Raw genomic sequence first — 20,705 nt, 5'->3', positions numbered from 1 at the left:
TTCATGAACAGATTGATCCTACGTGCCACCGCTTGCGCTGCACTTATGTCCGCCGCGCTGCTTGCCGCGCCTCAAGTCCGCGCGGAAGACGCCGCCAATCCCGACTACGCCGCGATCGTCGCCGCACCCGATCGCAGCGATGCGGATCGCCAGGTCGACCAGCGCCGGCAGCCGGCCAAGATGCTCACCTTTGCCGGCGTCAAGCCGGGTATGACGATCCTCGACATGGCGGCGAGCGCCGGCTACAGCACCGAACTGTTGGCGCGCACCGTCGCCCCGTCGGGCAAGGTCTACGCACAGGATTCCGCGACAGTGCTCGAGCGCTTCGTCAAGGACAAGTTCGACACCCGCGCCAAGGCGCCGGCGATGAAGAACGTGGTCCATGTGGTGCGGGACTATGACGACCCGATCCCGCCCGAGGTCAAGGACCTCGACATGATCACCTTCTTCTTTTTCTATCACGACATCACCTATCTGCCTGTCGACCGCGCCGCGATGAACAAGAAGATGTTCGCCGCGCTCAAGCCGGGCGGCTTGCTCGTGATCGCGGATCACTCGGCCAAGACGGGCGCAGGCACCGGTGTCGCCAAGACGCTGCACCGGATCGAGGAGAGCACCTTGAAGCAGGAGATCGAGGCGGCGGGCTTCAAGCTGGTGGCCGAGGGCGATTTCCTGCATCATGCGGAGGACCCCAAGGACATTCCCGTCTTCAAGGCACCGGTGCCGATCGACGAGTTCGTCCTGAAATACCAGAAGCCGCAATGAGGCCCAGCCATCGCTTCATCTGACCAGACCGCCGCGGTGCTTCGCGTCACCGGCCTGACCAAGAGTTACCGTTCTGCCGGCGAAGACGTCGCTGTGCTGCGCGGCGTCGACCTTGCCGTTGCGACCGGCGAGAGCGTGGCGCTATCAGGCGAATCCGGCAGCGGCAAGAGCACGCTGTTGCATCTGATCGCGGGGCTCGATGCCGCCGATAGCGGCGAGATCGCCCTCGCCGACACCGTCGTCTCCCACCTCAGCGACGCCGGTCGTGCCGAATTGCGCCGCAACCGGCTCGGCCTCGTGTTCCAGCAGTTCAATTTGATCCCGAGCCTGACGGTCGCGGACAATCTCGTGTTTCAGTCGCGCATCGCCGGACGGCATGACGCGGCCTGGCACGACGAACTGGTCGAGCGCCTTGGGCTGAAGCAGCTGCTGAAGCGCTATCCCGAGCAACTGTCCGGCGGCCAGCAGCAGCGCGTGGCGATCGGCCGCGCGCTGGCGCCAAAGCCGCTGTTGCTGCTCGCCGACGAGCCGACCGGCAATCTCGACGAGGACACTGCCGACGAGGTGCTGGCACTGGCACGCGATCTGGTGACCCGCACCGGCTGCGGCTTCCTGATGGTCACGCACAGCGCGCGGCTCGCCGCGACGCTCGACCGCCAGGTCACCCTGCATGCCGGGATCGTCGCATGAGGCGCGCGCTGTGGATCCTCGCGGTGCTGCTCAGCCACTGGCGGCGGCATCCGATGCAGCTCGCAACGCTCTTGATCGGACTGATCTCGGCCACCGCGCTGTGGAGCGGCGTGCAGGCGCTGAACCAGCAGGCCCGCATCGCTTATGATCGCGCCGCCGCGACCTTCGGCGGGTCGCGGACTGCAATGCTGGTCGCCAGGGACAGCGCGACCTTCCCGCAAACATTGTTCGTCGATCTGCGCCGTGCCGGCTGGCCGGTGTCGCCGATGCTGGAGGGCCGGGTCCAGATCGACGGGCGCAGCTTCCGCCTGCTCGGCGTCGAGCCGGTGACGCTGCCGTCCGAGGTCGGCAACGCGCCGGCGGTCGGACGCGGCAGCCTGCAGTCCTTCGTCACGCCGCCGGGCGAAATGCTGGTGGCGGGCGAAACGCTGCGCGATCTCGGCCTCAAGGAAGGCGAGCGGCCGCAGGCCAACGGCATGAGCTTGCCGCCGCTGCGCGTGCAGGCCGAGCTCGCGCCCGGCGCGCTGATCGTCGATATCGGCATCGCGCAGGACATCTTGAAGATGCCCGGCCAGGTCTCCCGCCTGCTGGTCGGCACGTCCAAAGCGCCGCACACAGCGTTCGAAAACGTGGCGGGTGACAAGCTCCGCCTGGTCGAGCCGAGCGCGGAGAGCGACCTCGAACGCCTCACCGACAGCTTTCATCTCAACCTCACCGCGTTCGGCCTGCTGTCGTTCTTCGTCGGCCTGTTCATCGTCAACTCCGCGATCGGCCTCGCCTTCGAGCAGCGGCTGCCGATGCTGCGCACGCTGCGCGCCTGCGGCGTCTCGGCGCGAATGCTCAACACCGTGCTGGTGATCGAGCTGGTGTCACTGGCGCTGGTCGCCGGCCTCATCGGCCTCGTCTGCGGCTACTTCATCGCGGCTGCCTTGCTGCCGGATGTCGCGGCCTCGCTGCGCGGGCTCTATGGCGCGCAGATTCCCGGACAGCTTTCGCTCAAACCCGTCTGGTGGTTCGCCGGCATCGCCATCAGCATTCTGGGCGCGCTCGCCGCGGCGGCCGCGAGCCTTGCCAAGGCGATCCGGATGCCGGTGCTGGCGACGGCGCAGCCGCAGGCCTGGCAGCAGGCGCAGCGGCGCTGGCTGCTGCTCCAGAGCGCGGCGGCACTCGCGGTGTTCGCGGTCGCCGCGGGCCTGATCTGGTTCGGCGATTCCCTGATCGCGGGCTTTGCCGTGCTCGCCGCGCTGATGCTCGGCGCGGCGCTGATCCTGCCGATGGTCCTGCAGATTGCGCTGGCCTTCGGGCAGCGCAGCGCGCGGGCGCCGGTCGGCATCTGGTTCTGGGCCGACAGCCGCCAGCAATTGTCGGGACTGTCGCTGGCGCTGATGGCGCTGCTGCTTGCGCTCGCGGTCAATGTCGGCGTCGGCACCATGGTGGAAAGTTTCAACCGCACCTTCCTGGTCTGGCTCGACGGAAGGCTCGCCGCCGACGTTTACATCAGCGCCGCCAGCGATCAGCAGGCAAAGGAGATCAAGGCCTGGCTGCGCGATCGGCCCGAGGTTCAGGCCATCCTGCCCGGCGGCCGCGCCGACACCCAGCTCGACGGCGCGCCGATCGAGGTGCTCGGCCTGCCCGACCACGCCACCTATCACGACAGCTGGCCGTTGCTCGAAAGCGTCGCAAATGCGTGGGTTCGGCTGCGGCCCGGCGACACCTGCCTCGTCAGCGAGCAGCTGTCGCGGCGGATGAAGCTGGCGATCGGCGATCATGTCGAGGTACCCGCCCCCGGCGGCAACTGGCCGCTCGAGATCGTCGGCATCTATGCCGATTACGGCAACCCCAAGGGCCAGATCGCGGTCAACTTCGCCGCGCTGACCCGGCGCTTCCCGCAGACACCAATGACACGGATGGGCCTCCGCGTGGCACCGGATAAGATCGCACCGCTGATCACCGCGCTACAGGAGAAATTCGGTCTCGATGATCGCAACATCGCCGACCAGGCCAGGATGAAAACGGAATCGAAGCGGGTCTTCAACCGCACCTTCTCGGTGACCGCCGCGCTCAACGCCTTCACGCTCGGCGTCGCCGGCATTGCGCTTTTGACCAGCCTGCTCACGCTGGCCAATTCGCGGCTGCCGCAGCTGGCGCCGCTGTGGGCGATCGGCCTGACCCGGCGGCGGCTCGCCGCGCTCGAACTGTTGAAGACCATGGCGGTCGCGCTGATCACCGCGCTGTTTGCGCTGCCGCTCGGCCTGCTGGTGGCGTGGTGCCTGCTTGCGATCGTCAACGTCAAGGCGTTCGGCTGGCGGCTGCCGTTCCACATTTTCCCGCTGCAGCTGATCGAGCTGCTCGCGGTGGCGCTGGCCGCCGCATTCTGTGCCGCGGCGCTTCCGGTCGCGAGGCTGGCGCGCATGCAGCCCGCCAGCCTGATCAGGATCTTTGTCAATGAGCGCTAGCGGCACCATCACCCGTCGCGCCTTTGCCGGCGGTGCGCTGGGGCTGGCGCTCGGCGGCAAGACGTTCGCGCAGGGCTTCGCCGGGCTCGGCGAGACCGCGGAAGGATTTGCCGCCGTCACGCCGGGCAAGCCATTCACGTTCCCCGCGGACCACGGCCCGCATCCGGAATTCCGGATCGAATGGTGGTACGTGACCGCCAACCTGTCCGACACGAGCGGCGCGGCCTATGGCGCGCAATGGACGCTGTTCCGCCAGGCGATGAAAGCGGGCGGACCGGCCGAGGGCTGGGCCAATCAGCAGCTCTGGATGGGCCACGCCGCCGTGACCAGCGCCGGCACGCACCGCTTCAGCGAAACCTTTGCCCGCGGCGGCGTCGGGCAGGCCGCTGTCGAAGCCACGCCGTTCCGCGCCTGGATCGACGCCTGGGAGCTGCGCGGGCGCGACGCGTTCGATGCTCAGCGCGTCGCACCGCTCGAGCTCAAGGCCTCCGCCGCCGACTTCAGCACCGCGCTGCGGCTCGAGGCCGACCGCGCGCTGGTGCTGCAGGGCGACCGCGGCTACAGCCGCAAGTCGGATCGCGGGCAAGCCTCCTATTACTACAGCCAGCCGTTCTACAAGGCGTCCGGCCGCATCGTAATCGACGACAGACCGGTCGACGTCACGGGCTCGGCGTGGATGGATCGCGAATGGAGCAGCCAGCCATTGGCGGCCGATCAGACCGGCTGGGACTGGTTCTCGCTGCATCTGCCCGGCGACGAGAAGCTGATGCTGTACCGGCTGCGCCAGAAGGACGGCCGCGAAAACCTGTTCGGCAACTGGATCACGCCGGACGGCCGCTCGGCCGAGATCGCCGCCAGCGGCAACAGCATCGCGCCGCTCGCGACCACCGAGATCGACGGCCGCAAGCTGCCGACGTCATGGCGCGTCAGCCTGCCCGCACGCGGCCTTGCCATCGAGACCACGCCGCTCAATGCACGGAGCTGGATGGGAACCAGCTTCCCGTACTGGGAAGGCCCGATCCGCTTCTCAGGCAGCCACGCCGGAATCGGCTATCTTGAGATGACGGGGTACTAGGACGTGACGGAATTGGTCCGAATGGGGCCGCGGCATAACTGTGCTCCCTCGCCCCGTTCTTACGGGGAGAGGGTTGGGGTGAGGGGCCGTCCCCGCGTACTCGGTGACAGTTGGTCTCGCCGAGGTCCCCCCTCACCCGGAACGCATCTGACGATGCGTTCCGACCTCTCCCCGCGCGCGAGGAGAGGTAAAGCAAGGCCGCATGTCACACCGGGCTTCGCTGTCCCGTCATGACATCGGGGCCAATGGAAAGAGGACACGCCTGACATGTACCACTACACCGCCATCGTCACCTGCCTTGCGGTCGCGCTGCACTTCTTCTTCGCGCTGCAGGTCGCCCGCGCCCGCGCGGTCTACGGGGTCAAGCTGCCGGCGATCACGGGAAATCCGGATTTCGAGCGCATCTACCGCATCCAGATGAACACGCTGGAATGGATGCCGATCTTCCTGCCGTCGCTCTGGCTGTTCGCGGTCTATGTCGGCGATGCCGCCGCGGCGGCGGTCGGCGCGATCTGGGTGATCGGCCGCATCGTCTATTTCATCGGCTATCGCGAAGCGGTGGCGAAACGCAGCCCCGGCTTCGCCATCCAGGCGCTCGCCTGCGTCATCCTCTGGGTTGGCGCGATCGGCGGCGCGGTGTGGCGGCTGGCGCATTGAAGGCGCGGTCGCGCCATAACCACTACCGTCGTCCTGGCGAAAGCCAGGACCCAACCACAGAGCGTGGTTATGGGCAATCTGATGGCCACAGCGTGGTGCAATAACATCCAATCGGGGTAATGGGTCCTGGCTTTCGCCAGGACGACACCACCCGTGGATATTCGCCTCACTTGGTCAGCGGGCAGCCGCTTTCCTTGGCGGTGAAGAAGGCCTTGTCGCCGGGCACCACGGCGATCGGCTTGTAATAGTCCCACGGCTTCTTCGACTCCGAGGGCTTCTTGACCTCGAACAGATAGAGGTCGTGCACCATGCGGCCGTTCGCGAGCACCTTGCCCTTGGCGAAGGCGTCATCGACCGGCAGCTCCTTCAGCTTGGCGGCGACCGCCTCGCTGTCCTTGGTGCCGGCGGCCTTCACAGCCTTCAAATAGCTCAGCGTCGCCGAATAGGTGCCGGCATGGATCATGCTCGGCATCCGGCTGGTGCGCTTGAAGAAGCGCTCGCTGAAGGCGCGCGAGGCGTCGTCGTGGTCCCAGTAGAAGCCCTCGGTGAGCACGAGACCCTGCGCCGCCTCGAGCCCGAGACCGTGCACCTCCGACAGCGTCATCAACAGGCCGGCAAGCTTCTGGCCGCCGCGCACGATGCCGAACTCGGCCGCCTGCTTGATCGAGTTGGTGGTGTCGAGTCCGGCGTTGGCGAGCCCGATGATCTTGGCCTTCGAGCTCTGCGCCTGCAGCAGGAAGGACGAGAAGTCCGACGAATTGAGCGGCACGCGGACCGAGCCGACCACCTTGCCGCCCTTCGAGGTGACGATGTCGCTGGTGTCCTTCTCCAGCGCGTAGCCGAAGGCGTAGTCGGCGGTCAGGAAGAACCAGGTGTTGCCGCCGGCTTCCGTCAGCGCACCGCCGGTTCCGACGGCGAGCGCGCGGGTGTCATAGGCCCAGTGGAAGCTGTAGGGCGTGCAGGCATCGCCGGTGATACGGGAGGTCGCCGCGCCGACCACGATGTCGATCTTCTTCTTTTCCTTCGACAGCTCCTGCACCGCGAGCGCGACCGACGACGTCGTGAGCTCGGTGATCATGTCGACGTTCTCGACCTCGTACCAGCGCCGCGCGATCGCGGTCGCAAGATCCGGCTTGTTCTGATGGTCGGCGGTAACGATCTCGATCTTCTGTCCCAGCACCTCGCCGCCGAAATCCTCGACCGCCATCCGCGCGGCTTCGAGCGAATATTTGCCGCCGTAGTCGGCATAGACGCCGGACTGATCGTTCAGGATGCCGATCTTGACGCCCTGGGCCATCGCCGGCGCCGCAAGCATCAGGCTGCAGGCCGCGACTGCGGCCAAAAATCCGGACTTCATTCTATGCTCTCCCAGCAGTTTCTATCAGGAAAATCGGCGCGACATTATTTTATAACCCCACGCCTGCCCATCTCTTTCCGCTCAGCCAAAAGTATGGGCTGCGTCGACAGCACTTGCTAGCTTCCCGTCACCCTGAGGAGCGCGGAACGCGCGTCTCGAAGGGTCGACGGCCCGGCCGGTGGCCGTGCATCCTTCGAGACGCCTGCTTCGCAGGCTCCTCAGGATGACGGGGAAGGACTTGCTGCTGCGGAACGTTGGGTGCCGCCCTCAACCCGCCACGGTTGCCTTGGGCTCGGCCGGCTTGCCCTCGTTCTTTCCTTCCGCGAGGTTGCGCACCACCATGTAGAAGATCGGCGTGAAGATCAGGCCGAACAGGGTGACGCCGAGCATGCCGAAGAACACGGCAACGCCGACCGCCTGCCGCATCTCCGAGCCCGAACCGGTCGATACCACCAGCGGCAGCACGCCGAGGATGAAGGCGAACGAGGTCATCAGGATCGGCCGCAGACGGAGCCGGCAGGCCTCGATCACCGCGTCCAGCCGCGACCTCCCCTCGAGCTCGATGTCGCGTGCAAATTCGACGATCAGGATCGCGTTCTTGGCGGCCAGCCCCACCAGCACCACGAAGCCGATCTGGGTCAGGATGTTGACGTCCTGGCCCATCAGGCGCACGCCGATCGTGGCCGCGAACAGGCACATCGGCACGATCAGGATCACCGCGAACGGCAAGGTCCAGCTGCCATATTGCGCGGCCAGCACCAGATAGACGAACAGCACGCAGATCGGGAACACGTAGAGGCCGGCATTGGCGCCGGTCACCTGCTGATAGGACAGGTCGGTCCACTCGAACGAAAAGCCGCTCGGCAATGTCTGGTCGGCGAGCTGCTTGATGGTGTTGAGCGCCGTCGTCGAGCTCACGCCGGGTGCCGGCTCACCCTGCAGTTCGGACGCCGAGTACAGATTGTAGCGCGCGACGCGGTCGGGTCCCGAGACGTCCTTGAAGTCCACGATGCTGCCGAGCATCACCATGTCGCCGGCGACGTTGCGGGTGCGCAGCCTTGCGAGATCGGGGCTGTCTTTCCGGAACGGCAGATCGGCTTGCGCGGTAACGTGATAGGTGCGGCCGAACAGGTTGAAGTCGTTGACATAGGTCGAACCAAAATAGGTCTGGATCGTGTCGTTAATGTTGGCGATCGGCACCCCGAGCTTCTGCGCCTTGACGCGATCAATGTCGACGAACAGCTGCGGCGTGTTCGCGGTGAACGGCGAGAACACCGACGTGAGAGACGGCGATTTGCGCGCGGCTGTCACCAATTCATCGGTCGCGGAAGCCAGCAGTTCGGGTCCGCGCCCCTGCCGGTCCTGGACGCGGATGGTGAAGCCACCACCGGTGCCGATGCCGGGCACGGCCGGCGGCGGAATGACGATGATGAAGGCGCCCTGGATCACCGACAGACGCTTGCGCAATTCGGCCGTGATCGCGTTCGCCGTCAGCCCCTTCTTCAGGCGCGCCTCCGGCTCGTCGAATACCGGGAACAGCGCCGCGGCGTTACCCTGCTGCGTGCGCGTCGCACCGGAGAAGCCGGCGAAAGCCGCGACGCGAACGATGCCCGGCGTATCCAGCGCAATCCGCTCGATCTCGCGCACAACAGCGGTGGTCCGCGCCAGCGACGCGGCGCCCGGCAGCTGCGCCGAGATGATGACGTAGCCGCGGTCCTGCGCCGGAATGAAGCCCTGCGAGGTGGTCGCGAGCAGCCAGCCGGCGCTGCCGATAAGTACGAGGTAGAGCGCAAGCATCACCACCGTATGCCGGATCACAAAGTCGGCCACCGATGCATAGCCGTGCGCGAGCCGGTCAAACACGCGGTTGAACAGCGCGGTGAAGCTGTCCCAGCCGCGCGCGATAATGTTCCAGCGCGCCGGCGGGCGTTTCTCCTCATGCGGCACCAGGATCTGCGAGGCCAGCGCCGGCGACAGCGTCAGCGAGCAGAAGCAGGAGATCGCGGTCGCGACCGCGATGGTGACCGCGAATTGCTGGAAGAACTGCCCGGAAATGCCGCCGAGGAAGGCGGTCGGCACGAACACCGCGCACAGCACGAGCGCGATCGAGACCAGCGCGCCGCCGACCTCCTCCATGGTCTTGAGCGCAGCGTCGCGCCTGCTCATGCCGTGCTCGAGATGCCGCTCGACATTTTCGACCACCACGATGGCGTCGTCGACCACGATGCCGACCGCCAGCACGAGGCCGAACAGCGTCAGATTGTTGATCGAGAAGCCGAGCGCCGCCATCACCGCGAAGGTGCCGACCAGCGACACCGGGATCGCGATGATCGGGATGATCGCAGGCCGCCATCCCTGCAGGAACACCAGCACCACGATGACGACGAGCGCCATGGCCTCGTAGATCGTCTTGATCAGCTCGTGGACCGATTGGGCGATGAATTCGGTCGGGTTGTAGCCGATATTGTAGTCGAGCCCCTTCGGGAAACTCGCCTTCATCCGCTCCATCGTGTCGGAGATGCTCTTGGCGGTGGCGAGCGCGTTCGATCCGGGCCGTTGCGTCACCAGCAGGGCGACCGCGGATTTGCGCAGCAGGAAGCTGTTGGTGGCGTAGGACAGCGCGCCGAGCTCGACGCGGGCGACGTCGCGCAGACGTACCGTGCGGCCGTCGGAGCCGGCCTTCACCACGATGTCCTCGAACTGCCTGATGTCCTTGAGGCGGCCGGTGAAGACGAGGTTCGGCTGGAATGCGCGATCGGCGATCGGCGGCTCGGCGATCTGGCCGCCGGCGATTTGCAGGTTCTGCGCCCGGATCGCCGCCAGCACCTCGGTCGAGGTCAGACCGAGATTGGCGATCCGGTCGGGATCGAGCCACAGCCGCATCGAGTAATCGCGCGCGCCGAACATCTGGATGTCGCCGACGCCATCGAGCCGCAACAGCTGGTCGCGGACCTGCAGCAGCGCGTAGTTGGAGATGTAGAGCTGGTCGAACGTGTCATCGGGCGACAGCATGAACACGACCATCAGGATGTCGGGCGAGTTCTTGCGCGTGGTCACGCCGTTGCGCTGCACCTCTTCGGGCAGCCGCGGCTGCGCGATCGCGACGCGGTTCTGCACCAGCACCTGGGCCTTGTCGAGGTCGGTGCCGAGCTTGAAGGTCGCTGTGATGGTGAGCTGGCCGTTCGACGTCGCCTGGCTGTAGAGATACAGCATGTCCTCGACGCCGTTGATCTCCTGCTCGATCGGGGCGGCGACGGTGTCGGACACGGTCTGCGCCGAGGCGCCCGGATATTGCGTGGTGACGACGACGGTCGGCGGCACCACTTGCGGATATTCCGAGACCGGCAGCGTCGGATAGGCGATCGCGCCGACGATCAGCAGCACGATCGACAGCACCATCGCGAGGATGGGCTGGTTGATGGAGAGCCTGCCGAGATTCATGGTTTGGCACCTGAGGCGGGCTTGTCAGCGGCCGCGGGCTTGTCGCCTGCGGCGGGCTTGGAATCCGCCGGAGCCTGCGCCATCTTCGGCGTCACCTTGGCGCCGACGCGGGCGCGCTGCAGGCCGTCGACGATCACGTGATCCTCCGCCTTGAGGCCTTCGCGGACGACGCGCAAGCCATCGTCGAGCGGCCCGAGCGTGACCGCTCTTGCTTCCACCGTGTTGTCGTCCTTGACCACGAACACGATCTTGCGCGACTGGTCGGTGGCAACAGCGCTGTCCGGGATCAACAGCGCCTCATAGGGCGAGGAGCCGATGATGCGGACGCGGCCGAACTGGCCGGGCAGGACCGACAGATCCTTGTTCGGAATGATCGCGCGGCTGCGCAGCGTCGCGGTCGAGACGTCGAGCCGGTTGTCGAGGAAGTCCATCTTGCCTTCATGCGAGGGCTTGGTCTCGCCGGTCAGCGTCACCTGCACCGGGTTCGCGGTGTCGCGCGAGCTCGGCCGCCTGCCTTCGAACCACAGCTTGCTATTGCGCTGATAGGTCGCCTCGTCGACGTCGAAATAGATGTAGATCGGATCGAGCGACACGATCGAGGTCAGCAGCGTCGCGCCGCCCTCGCTGCCCTGCACGAGATTGCCCGGAGTGACCAGATGCCGGCTGACGCGGCCGGTGATCGGCGCCAGCACATGGGTGAATTCGACGTTGAGCTGCGCGGCCTTCAGCGTGCCCTCGGCCTGGGTCTCGGCGGCGCGTGCCGCCTGCAACGCCTGACGGCGCTGATCGACGACTTGCTCCGAGACCGCGCTGGTCTGCACGAGGTTCAGCCCGCGCTCGAGATCGCGCTTGGCAAGCTCCCCCTTGGCGCGCGCGTCGGCCAGCTGGCCTTCGGCCTGCAGCACGACCGCCTCGAACGGCCGCGGGTCGATAATGTAGAGCAGATCGCCGGCGTGGACGATCGCACCATCCTTGAACTCGACGCTGTTGACGAAGCCGCCGACACGGGCGCGGACCTGAACCTCCTCGATCGCCTCGAAGCGGCCGGTGAACTCGTCCCAGTCGGTGACGGTGCGCTTGACCGGCTGCGCGACGGTCACAGGTGGCGGCGGAGGCGCGGCCTGCGATTGCGCGCTCTTGTTGTCGCAGCCGCCGAGCGCCAGCGCCGCCAGCAGCCCGATCGGCGCAAGGCCAAGCCAAGGCCTGAGCGACAGGCCGCATGAGGCATGGCGGCGAAGCGAATGACGCTCGACGCCGGTCACCGGAGCCACACGCCCCGTTCTGTCAATCGAACTCAATTCCCTCTCCCCAAGGATCAGTGCAGGGCTACGAAAGTCGCAATTAAACTTGCGGTGATTCAACGCGGATGGACCACCGCAATGTCGCGGCAGCGGACGTCACAGATGTAGCCGCTCCCCAGTCTGTTCAAGATGGCCGCCGGATCAAGCGAATAGTTGCGCAATCTGAAAGCCTTACGACGTGATCGCGAAGCCGTGACGACAGGAAGGGACAGATTCACTGGCCTTTCGGGTGAGGAGAGATCACAGACGGCTTGCCGGGAATCAATCCCAAGGCGAATCACCGACACATGTTCGTCACACAACGACAATTCCGCCTGCGGCGCAGAAACCACCGGGGGTCGCACAAGATTAAAAATGGTCGAGTTCCCACACTCTACCTCCCGCTGCATGGCCGAATCGTGGTTAACGGCGCGGTGTCACGTGGACACACATTGACACTCGGAAGCATCGACAATACGGTCGTGGTTGCCAGCCGGTAAATTTTCTTGGCCGCCGCGCTTTTCTCGAACATTCATTGGGCTTTTCTCGCGGCGTGAGTGAGTGGAAGCGATTACGTAATGGCAAGCGCATTTGAACTTGCTGATGTCGGGACTCCGCAACCGTCGCGGTGTCCGCATATTGCGAGCGGATCGGTGCGATCTCGGATCGCAAGTAGTCAACCTCAGCGTGTGAACTGCTTCACACCTCGTCGTCCCCAAAAATTGTAGTTAGTTGATCGGCTTTCACGCCGATTGCGGGAGTGCTCATGACGACCATACCTGCCTATACAATCGGTGGTTTAACCCGCCCCGAGCTTCATCTCGATCCGAGCGGCAATATCATTCTGGATCCGGCCGCGCAGGCGTTCGTCAATACGTATGGTCTGCAATATCTTTACCTGGGCTGTCCTCCCGGCACGCCGTGGCCGCCGGTGCCCGGCTTCCTGTCGCCACCGACCGACGCCAATTCCGGCGCCAACACGGTCGTTGAGGGCGCCGCAGCCAATACATCGGTCGGCATCACCGCGCAATCCACCAGCCTGATCGGCCTTCCGGTCACCTATTCGCTGGCGTTCGATTCCTCGCATGGCGGCTTCAAGGTCGATCCGAATACCGGCGTGGTCTCGATTGCCGATCCCTCCAAGGTCGATTTCGAGAGCTCCGGCGGCAGCTATGTCGTCAATGTGCAGGCGACCGACGGTATCTTCGTCTCGTCGCAGAGCTTCACGATCGCGGTCAGCAATGCGCCGCCCTCGACACCGACCGACGGCAACGCCACCGCCAACGCCGTCAACGAGGGCGCCGCGGTCAACACCTCGGTCGGCATCACCGCGTCGTCGGCCGACGTCAACGGCCCCGGCGTCACCTACTCACTGACATCGGATTCCTCCAATGGCGGCTTCAAAATCGATCCCACCACCGGCATCGTCACCGTCGCCAATTCCGCCAAGATCGACTTCGAGACCGCGCCGGGCCACGCCTACACCATCACGGTCCAGGCCAGCGACGGCCATGGCGGCGTCAGCTCGCAGAGCTTCACGATCAACGTCAACGACGTGGCGGTCAGCACCCCGGTCGACATTAATGCCGCCGCCAACAGCGTCGTCGAAGGCGCTGCCGTCAATACGCTGGTCGGCATCACCGCCTCCGCGGTCGATCCGAACGGCCCCGCAACCACCTATTCGCTGACCGGCGACACCTCCGGCGGCGGCTTCACCATCAATGCCACGACGGGTGTCGTCACCGTCGCCGATCCGAACAAGCTCGATTACGAGAGCGCGCCGGGCCACGCCTACACCATCACGGTGCAGGCGACGAGTGGCGCGACCACGACGACGCAAACCTTCACGATCGGCGTGACTGACGCCCCGCCGTCGGCTCCCACCGACTCTGACGCCGCGACCAACACAGTGGTCGAAGGCGCCGCCATCGGCACCGCCGTCGGCATCACCGCGCACGCCACCGACATCAATGGCGGCACCGTGACCTATTCGCTGGTCGGCGATGCCCACGGCCTCACCATCAACGCCGCGACCGGCGTCGTCACCGTCGTCGATCCCACCAAGGTCGATTTCGAAACCGCGCCCGGCCACGCCTACACGATCACCGCGCAGGCCAGCGACGGCACGCAGACCAGCACGCAGACCTTTACCGTCAACGTCACCGACGTTGCGCCGTCGGCCCCGGTCGACAGCAATGCTGCCGCGAATACCGTCGTCGAAGGTGCGGCCGTCGGCACCACGGTCGGCGTCACCGCATCCTCGACCGACATCAACGGCCCGGCGGTAACCTATTCGCTGACCGGCGACAGCTCCGGCGGCGGCTTCACCATCAACGCGACAACAGGCGTCATCACCGTCGCCGACCCGAGCAAGCTCGATTACGAAAGCGCGCCCGGCCACGCCTATACCGTTACCGCGCAGGCCAGCGACGGCACCCTTGCGACCTCGCAGACCTTCACCATCGCCGTCACCGAAGCCCCGCCCTCGACCCCGGTCGACAGCGACGCCAGCGCCAATGCGATCGCCGAAGGCGCCGCCAACGGCTCGACCGTCGGTGTCACGGCGTCGTCGATCGACGTCAACGGCCCGCCGGTGACCTATGCGCTGATCGGCGACACCTCCGGCGGCGGCTTCACCATCGACGCGACAACCGGCGTCATCACCGTCGCGGATAGCACCAAGGTCGATTACGAGAGCAGCGGTCCGACCCATTCCTATACCGTCACCGCGCAGGCCAGCGACGGCACGACGGCGAGCTCGCAAACCTTTACGATCGCCGTCACCGACGTCGCGCCGTCGACCCCGGTCGACTCCGACGCCGGCGCCAACACCGTCATTGAAGGCGCAGCCAACGGCTCGACCGTCGGTATCACCGCGTCGGCGACCGACATCAACGGTCCGGCCGTGACCTATTCGCTGATCGGCGACAGCTCCGGCGGCGGCTTCACCATCAATGCCGCAACCGGCGTCGTCACGGTCGCCGATTCGAGCAAGCTCGATTTCGAAAGCTCGGGCGGCAGCTACACCGTCACCACGCAAGCCAGCGACGGCACGCTGGCGAGCTCGCAGACCTTCACCATCAACATCGCGGATGTTGCGCCATCGACGCCGGTCGACGGCGACGCCGCCGCCAACAGCGTTGTCGAAGGCGCGGCCGCCGGCACTGCGGTCGGCATCACCGCGCACGCGACCGACGTCAACGGCCCGGCCGTGACCTGGTCGTTGATCGGCGACACCTCCGGCGGCGGCTTCACCATCGACCCGACGACCGGCGTCATCACCGTCGCCGACCCGACCAAGATCGATTATGAGGGCAGCGGCCCGACCCATTCCTACACGGTGACCGCGCAGGCCAGCGACGGCACGCTGGCGAGCTCGCAGAGCTTCACCATCGCCGTCAACGACGCCGCACCGTCGACCCCGGTCGATGCCGACGCCGGCACCAACACGATCGCCGAAGGCGCTGCCAACGGCTCGACCGTCGGCATCACCGCGGCGGCAACCGACGTCAACGGCCCGGCCGTGATCTGGTCGCTGATCGGCGACACCTCCGGCGGCGGCTTCACCATCAACGCGACGACGGGCGTCATCACCGTCGCGGACAGCTCCAAGATCGATTACGAAAGCCCGGCCGGGCACGCCTACACCGTCACCGCGCAGGCCAGCGACGGTTTGCTCACGAGCTCGCAGACCTTCACCATCGCCGTCACCGACGTCGCGCCGTCGACCCCGGTCGATGCCGACGCCGGCGCCAACCGCGTTGCGGTCAACGCACCGGTCGGCGCGGGAACCAGCGTCACGGCATCCTCGACGGACGTCAACGGCCCCGCCGTGACCTATTCGCTGGTCGGCGACACTTCCGGCGGCGGCTTCACCATCGATGCGACCACCGGCAAGATCACGGTCGCCGATCCCAGCAAGATCAACATTGCCGACCCGTCCTATGACGTCACGGTCGATGCGAGCGACGGTACGCTGCACAGCCAGCAGACCTTCACCATCGCCGTCGTGGTCGACCAGGCGCCGGTCGTCACCGCCGGCCACACGCTGAACTACACCGAGAACCAGGCCGCGACCGTGATCGATTCGGCGATCACCGTCACCGACGGCGATGACGCCAATCTGGTGTCCGCGACGGTGCAGATCACCGGCAACTATGCCAGCGGCCAGGATGTCCTCGGCTTCACCAACCAGAACGGCATCACCGGCTCGTTCAATGCCGCGACCGGAACGCTGACGCTGACCGGCTCCTCCAGCGTCGCGAACTACCAGGCCGCGCTGGCGTCGGTGACTTACATCAACAGCAGCGACAATCCGTCCGGGCTGGCGCGCACCGTCACCATCACGACCAACGACGGCACGCTCGACAGCTCGCCGGTCACCGACACCATCAACGTCACCCCGGTCAACGACCCGCCCGTCGTCACCGGTCACACCCTCAATTACACCGAGAACCAGGCCGCGACCGCGTTCGACCCGGCGATCATCGTGTCCGACGTCGACAACACTACGCTGACCGGCGCGACGGTGCAGATCACCGGCAACTACGCGAACGGTCAGGACGTCCTCGCCTTTACGTCCCAGAACGGCATCACCGGCTCGTTCAATGCGGGAACCGGCATGCTGACGCTGACAGGCACCGCCAGCGTCGCCGATTATCAGGCGGCGCTCGCCTCGGTGACCTATCAGAACACCAGCGACAACCCGTCGGGCCTGGCGCGCACCGTCACGATCATCGCAAACGACGGCACGGCGACCTCCACGCCGGTCACCGGCACCATCAACGTCACGCCGGTCAACGATCCGCCGGTCACGACCGCCGGCGGCACGCTGAACTACACCGAAAACCAGGCCGCGACCGTGATCGATGCGTCGGTCAACGTGACCGACGTCGACAGCGCCAATCTGACCGGCGCTACGGTGCAGATCACCGGCGGCTTCGCCGCCGGCCAGGACGTGCTGGGCTTCGTCAACCAGAACGGCATCACCGGCTCGTACAATTCCGGGACCGGCGTGCTGACGCTGACCGGCTCCGCCAGCGTCGCCAACTACAAGGCCGCGCTCGATTCCATCACCTATTTCAACTCGAGCGACAACCCATCCGGGGCGGATCGCACCGTCAGCTTTACGGTCACCGACGGCACCGACAGCAGCAACACCTCGACCTCGACCATCCACGTCACGCCGGTCAACGATGCGCCGGTCGTGAGCTTCGGTGCCATCACCGGCTTCTCCGAGCCGCCGAACGGCACGCCGGCAGCGAACTCGACGCCGGTCACGATCACGCCGAACCTGACGATCACGGACGCCGAAGGCAATAACCTGACCGATGCGACCTTCGTTCTGAACAATCTGAAGCCGTCGGATGCGCTGTCGATCGCAGGCCACGCCGGCAACAGCGGCGATATCGGCGGCATCCACTTCGAGATCACCAGCACCGCCGGTACCGAAACGATCAGCTTCACCGGTACCGACACGCTTGCGCACTACAATGCGGCGCTGGACCTGATCCAGTTCAACAACACCAGCGAAAACCCCGACACCGCCGCGCGCTCCTACAGCCTGACTGTGCACGATGACGGCGGTACCGCGAATGGCGGCAGCAACACCGGGACGGGATCGACGACGGGAAGCGTCACCGCGGTGGACGACGGACCCACCGCGTCGGTGCCGGCGGACAATTCGATCGGCACGGCATTCTCGCACACCGACTTCGCGATTTCAGGACTTTCGGTCGCCGACATCGATGCCGCCAGCGGCAACGTCACGGCGACGATTGCCTCGAGCCATGCGAACCTGACCTTCAATACCGCCGGGCTCGCCAGCTCCACCAACAACAGCAGCCACACGGTGACGCTGACCGGCACCGTCGCACAGGTCAACACCGCGCTGGCGACCTTGACATACAACAGCGACGACGGCTTCACCGGCTCGGATACCGTCACGCTGAACATCAACGACAACGGCAACACCGGCACCGGCGGGCCGCTCACGTCGGGCGCCCAGACCTTCCACGTCGGCGTCGTCCCGCAGGTGTTCTATATCGACAACTCGCCCACGGCGCTGGCCAACAGCGCCAATCTCGGCACCGCGGCCGATCCATACACCTCGATCGCCGCCTACAACGCGGCGAATCCGGCCGGCTCTGGCGACTATGTCGTGCTGAGGTCCGGCACCTATACCGAGGCCAACGGCATCAACCTCGCCAATGGCGTCAACCTGGTCGGCGGCAGTCACTCCCTGACGTTCACCAATCCGGTGACCGGCGCCGTGGTGACCGCCAACACTGCGACCGGCACCGATCCGGTGATCAAGGTGACCGGCGCCGACAACGGCATCGACCTGCTCGGCACCTCGGGCCACAGCATCAGCGGCGTCAGCATCGATACCTCGGCCTCGACCGGCATGGGCATCAGCGACGACAACAACAATGTCGGCACCGTCACGATGTCCGACATCACGGTCAAGACTGCCAGCGGCACCGGCATGAGCTTCACCCATGGCGGCACCATCACGCTGACCGGCACCAACAACTCCATCACGTCGGGCACCGGCACCGCGCTCGATGTCGAGAACACCCAGATCGGCTCGTCCAACTTCATCCTCAAGAGCATCACCTCGAGCGGCGGGTCCAACAACGGCATCATCCTGTCGAATACCGGCACCGCCGCCGGCAACGGCGGCCTGCACATCACCGGCGACGGCTCGACGGCGGGCAGCGGCGGCACCATCGCCAACAAGACCGGCGCCGACGGCAGCACCACGCAGGGCAGCGGCGTCTATCTGAACAACACCAAGGACGTTCAGCTGTCCTATCTGGCGATGCACGACTTCCAGAACTACGGCATCGTCGGCACCAGCGTCACCGGCTTTGCCCTCGGCAACACCACGGTGACCGGCACCAACGGCACCAACGTCGGCGGCATCGGCGAGGGCGACGTCTACTTCACCGGCCTGTCCGGCACGGCGTCGGTAACGAATTCGACCTTCACGGGCGCGGCGCTCGATGCGTTCCACGTCTTCAACAACAGCGGTCAGACACTCAACCGCATCACCATTACCGGCTCGACCTTCGCGACCAATTCGGCGGCCGGAAACAGCTCGGGCGATGCCCTGGTGTTCCAGGCCACCGACGGAACATTCAACGCGACCGTGCAGAATTCGACATTCACGTCGGCGCGCGGCGACCTGTTCCAGCTCGATCTGCACGGCGGCGTCAACTCGGACCTCGTGCTGAACGGAAACAGTTTCTCGAACAACAACCAGAATATCGTCTCGGGCGGCGGCGGCATCACCATCAGCTCTGGCGGGACCGGCGACCACGCCAACCTGACCTTCAACATCGCCAACAATACCATGCGTGATGCCCTCGGCACCGCGCTCGGCATCAGCACGGGATCAGGCGCAAGCTCGTTCAACGGCACGATCGATTCCAACACGATCGGCGTCGCCGGCGTCGCCAACAGCGGCTCCGCCCAGGGCAGTGACATCGGCTTCGTCACGATGGGCGGGGCCAATTCCAGCGTCACGATCACCAACAATCATCTGTATCAGTACAACAACGACGGAATCGAACTGCAGACCGGTGACGCTGCGAACGGCGGCAACGCCCTATTGACCGCGATCGTCATGGGCAACACGGTGTCCAACCCGGGTGCGTTCGGCGCTCATGGCTTCGAACTTAATGCCGGCACGGTCGCGGGCGATGCGCAGAGCGTCTCGCTGACGCTGGGCGGCACCGGCGCCCAGGAAAATCAGTTCCTCGGTTCGGGCGCGACCGGCACCGACATCCGGCTGCGCGATCGGTTTGCCACCACCGTCGGCCTGCACGCGGGCGACGGCACGTCCTACGGCGGCGGCTCCACCGATACCGCCGCGATTTCAGCCTACGTCCTGGCGCACAATACGGTCACCACGGCACCGACCATCAGCGTCACGGCGGGCAGCACCAACGGCTTCGGCTCGTCGCCGCTGATCGCCGCGGATGGCGGCGTGCAGGCCGCCATCGCGACCCCTGGCGAAACCCACCTGACGCAAAGCCAGCTCGACTCGGTCGTCTCGGCGGCCATTACCCAATGGGCAAAGGCTGGCGTGGACGCGGATCAACTGGCCGCGCTGCATGCCGTCACCTTCAGCGTCGCTGATCTCGCCGGCCAGGTGGTCGGCCTGGAAAGCGCCGGCCACATCACGATCGATGCCGACGCCGCCGGCCATGGCTGGTTTGTTGATTCGACACCGTTTGACAATTTTGAGTTCACCCACGCGCTCAATGCTTCCGGCTCCGATCTGCAGACCGATTCGTCGACGGCCGCAGCCGGTCATCTCGATCTATTGACCGCCGTGGTCCATGAGTTGGGACACGTGCTCGGCCTCCCCGACCTGACGTCGTCATCCGATGCCAACGACCTGATGTATATCAGTCTCACCGACGGCGAGCGGCGGCTCCCAACCGCCGCGGATGTCACGCAGGCCAACGTGGGATCGGCGAAGGCGATGCCCATGCAGAGCAACACATCCTCGACTCTGAACCGCGACGGCTTCGACTTCTCGTCGTTCACCCAGACGCCGTCGCAGGCCAGCACGAGCCACGCGGACCTGGCCGCGAACACCCAGACCTGGTCCGATCTGTTCAGCGGGCACGCCAATGCCGGCACCCCATGGTGGGTCGGCCATGAGGCGACGTTTGCCGCCATGGGCGGCACGCCGACCGACAACCACGCCCAGTTGCACCATGACCTGATCGTCTGACCGGGCACCGTATCGACTACACAACGCCTGCCGAAGCGTTCCGGCAGGCTTGCCTCAGATGGATGGGATCCGCGCTTCCGTCGACCCGGCAAACTTCAATCGCCTCATGATGTCCGCTTGGACATGTCCGATTCGTGACAACGGTCCCGTCAGCAGCGATACCGTCTCGTCGCGAACTGCGAATGGCTCGCGCGGCCGCGGAATCGAAAAAATCGCGGAAACCAGACAATCGTTG

Annotated in this window: 9 protein-coding genes; 6 read left to right on the top strand and 3 right to left on the bottom strand. The window is 65.8% G+C overall.

Annotation, left to right across the window (positions count from 1 at the left end; all coding sequences use genetic code 11):
- The first annotated feature begins 3 nt into the window (after positions 1-3).
- The 5 genes from ACVWZM_RS20905 (at position 4) to ACVWZM_RS20885 (ending at position 5,643) form a co-directional block, all read left to right on the top strand.
- Positions 4-765 (top strand): class I SAM-dependent methyltransferase, encoded by a 762-nt coding sequence (locus ACVWZM_RS20905; RefSeq protein WP_057021224.1) that lies wholly within the window; start codon positions 4-6, stop codon positions 763-765.
- A gap of 36 nt (positions 766-801) precedes the next feature.
- The gene (locus tag ACVWZM_RS20900) at positions 802-1,455 is read left to right on the top strand and encodes an ABC transporter ATP-binding protein (RefSeq protein WP_057021223.1); all 654 of its coding nucleotides are present in this window, start codon (positions 802-804) and stop codon (positions 1,453-1,455) included.
- Positions 1,452-3,911 (top strand): FtsX-like permease family protein, encoded by a 2,460-nt coding sequence (locus tag ACVWZM_RS20895; RefSeq protein ID WP_456854533.1) that lies wholly within the window; start codon positions 1,452-1,454, stop codon positions 3,909-3,911. Before ACVWZM_RS20900 ends, ACVWZM_RS20895 begins: the two co-directional genes overlap by 4 nt.
- Positions 3,901-4,986, top strand: a complete 1,086-nt coding sequence (locus ACVWZM_RS20890) for a lipocalin-like domain-containing protein (RefSeq protein WP_253625300.1) — start codon at positions 3,901-3,903, stop codon at positions 4,984-4,986. The genes ACVWZM_RS20895 and ACVWZM_RS20890 overlap by 11 nt, the downstream gene beginning before the upstream one ends.
- 267 nt (positions 4,987-5,253) lie before the next feature.
- Positions 5,254-5,643 carry an MAPEG family protein gene (locus ACVWZM_RS20885; RefSeq protein ID WP_057021220.1) on the top strand — a complete coding sequence of 130 codons (390 nt, stop codon included), beginning with the start codon at positions 5,254-5,256 and terminating at the stop codon, positions 5,641-5,643.
- Positions 5,644-5,809: 166 nt separating this feature from the next.
- Here ACVWZM_RS20885 and ACVWZM_RS20880 read toward each other — a convergent pair whose 3' ends face one another.
- From ACVWZM_RS20880 to ACVWZM_RS20870, 3 genes are all read right to left on the bottom strand, one after another.
- Entirely contained in the window at positions 5,810-7,000 is a 1,191-nt protein-coding gene (locus ACVWZM_RS20880; RefSeq protein ID WP_456854531.1) for an ABC transporter substrate-binding protein, read from the bottom strand.
- 267 nt (positions 7,001-7,267) lie between these two features.
- A complete protein-coding gene (locus ACVWZM_RS20875) occupies positions 7,268-10,441 on the bottom strand; it encodes an efflux RND transporter permease subunit (RefSeq protein WP_028344243.1) in 3,174 nt (1,057 codons plus the stop codon).
- Entirely contained in the window at positions 10,438-11,655 is a 1,218-nt protein-coding gene (locus ACVWZM_RS20870; protein WP_233475753.1) for an efflux RND transporter periplasmic adaptor subunit, read from the bottom strand. The genes ACVWZM_RS20875 and ACVWZM_RS20870 overlap by 4 nt, the downstream gene beginning before the upstream one ends.
- Positions 11,656-12,487: 832 nt before the next feature.
- Here ACVWZM_RS20870 and ACVWZM_RS20865 point away from each other — a divergent pair.
- A complete protein-coding gene (locus tag ACVWZM_RS20865; protein WP_456854530.1) occupies positions 12,488-20,470 on the top strand; it encodes a cadherin domain-containing protein in 7,983 nt (2,660 codons plus the stop codon).
- Positions 20,471-20,705 lie beyond the last annotated feature (235 nt).

The sequence above is a fragment of the Bradyrhizobium sp. USDA 4501 genome, assembly GCF_054062115.1.
The sequence above is the reverse complement of the archived record's forward strand: the minus strand, read 5'-3'. Positions and strand labels throughout refer to the sequence as shown.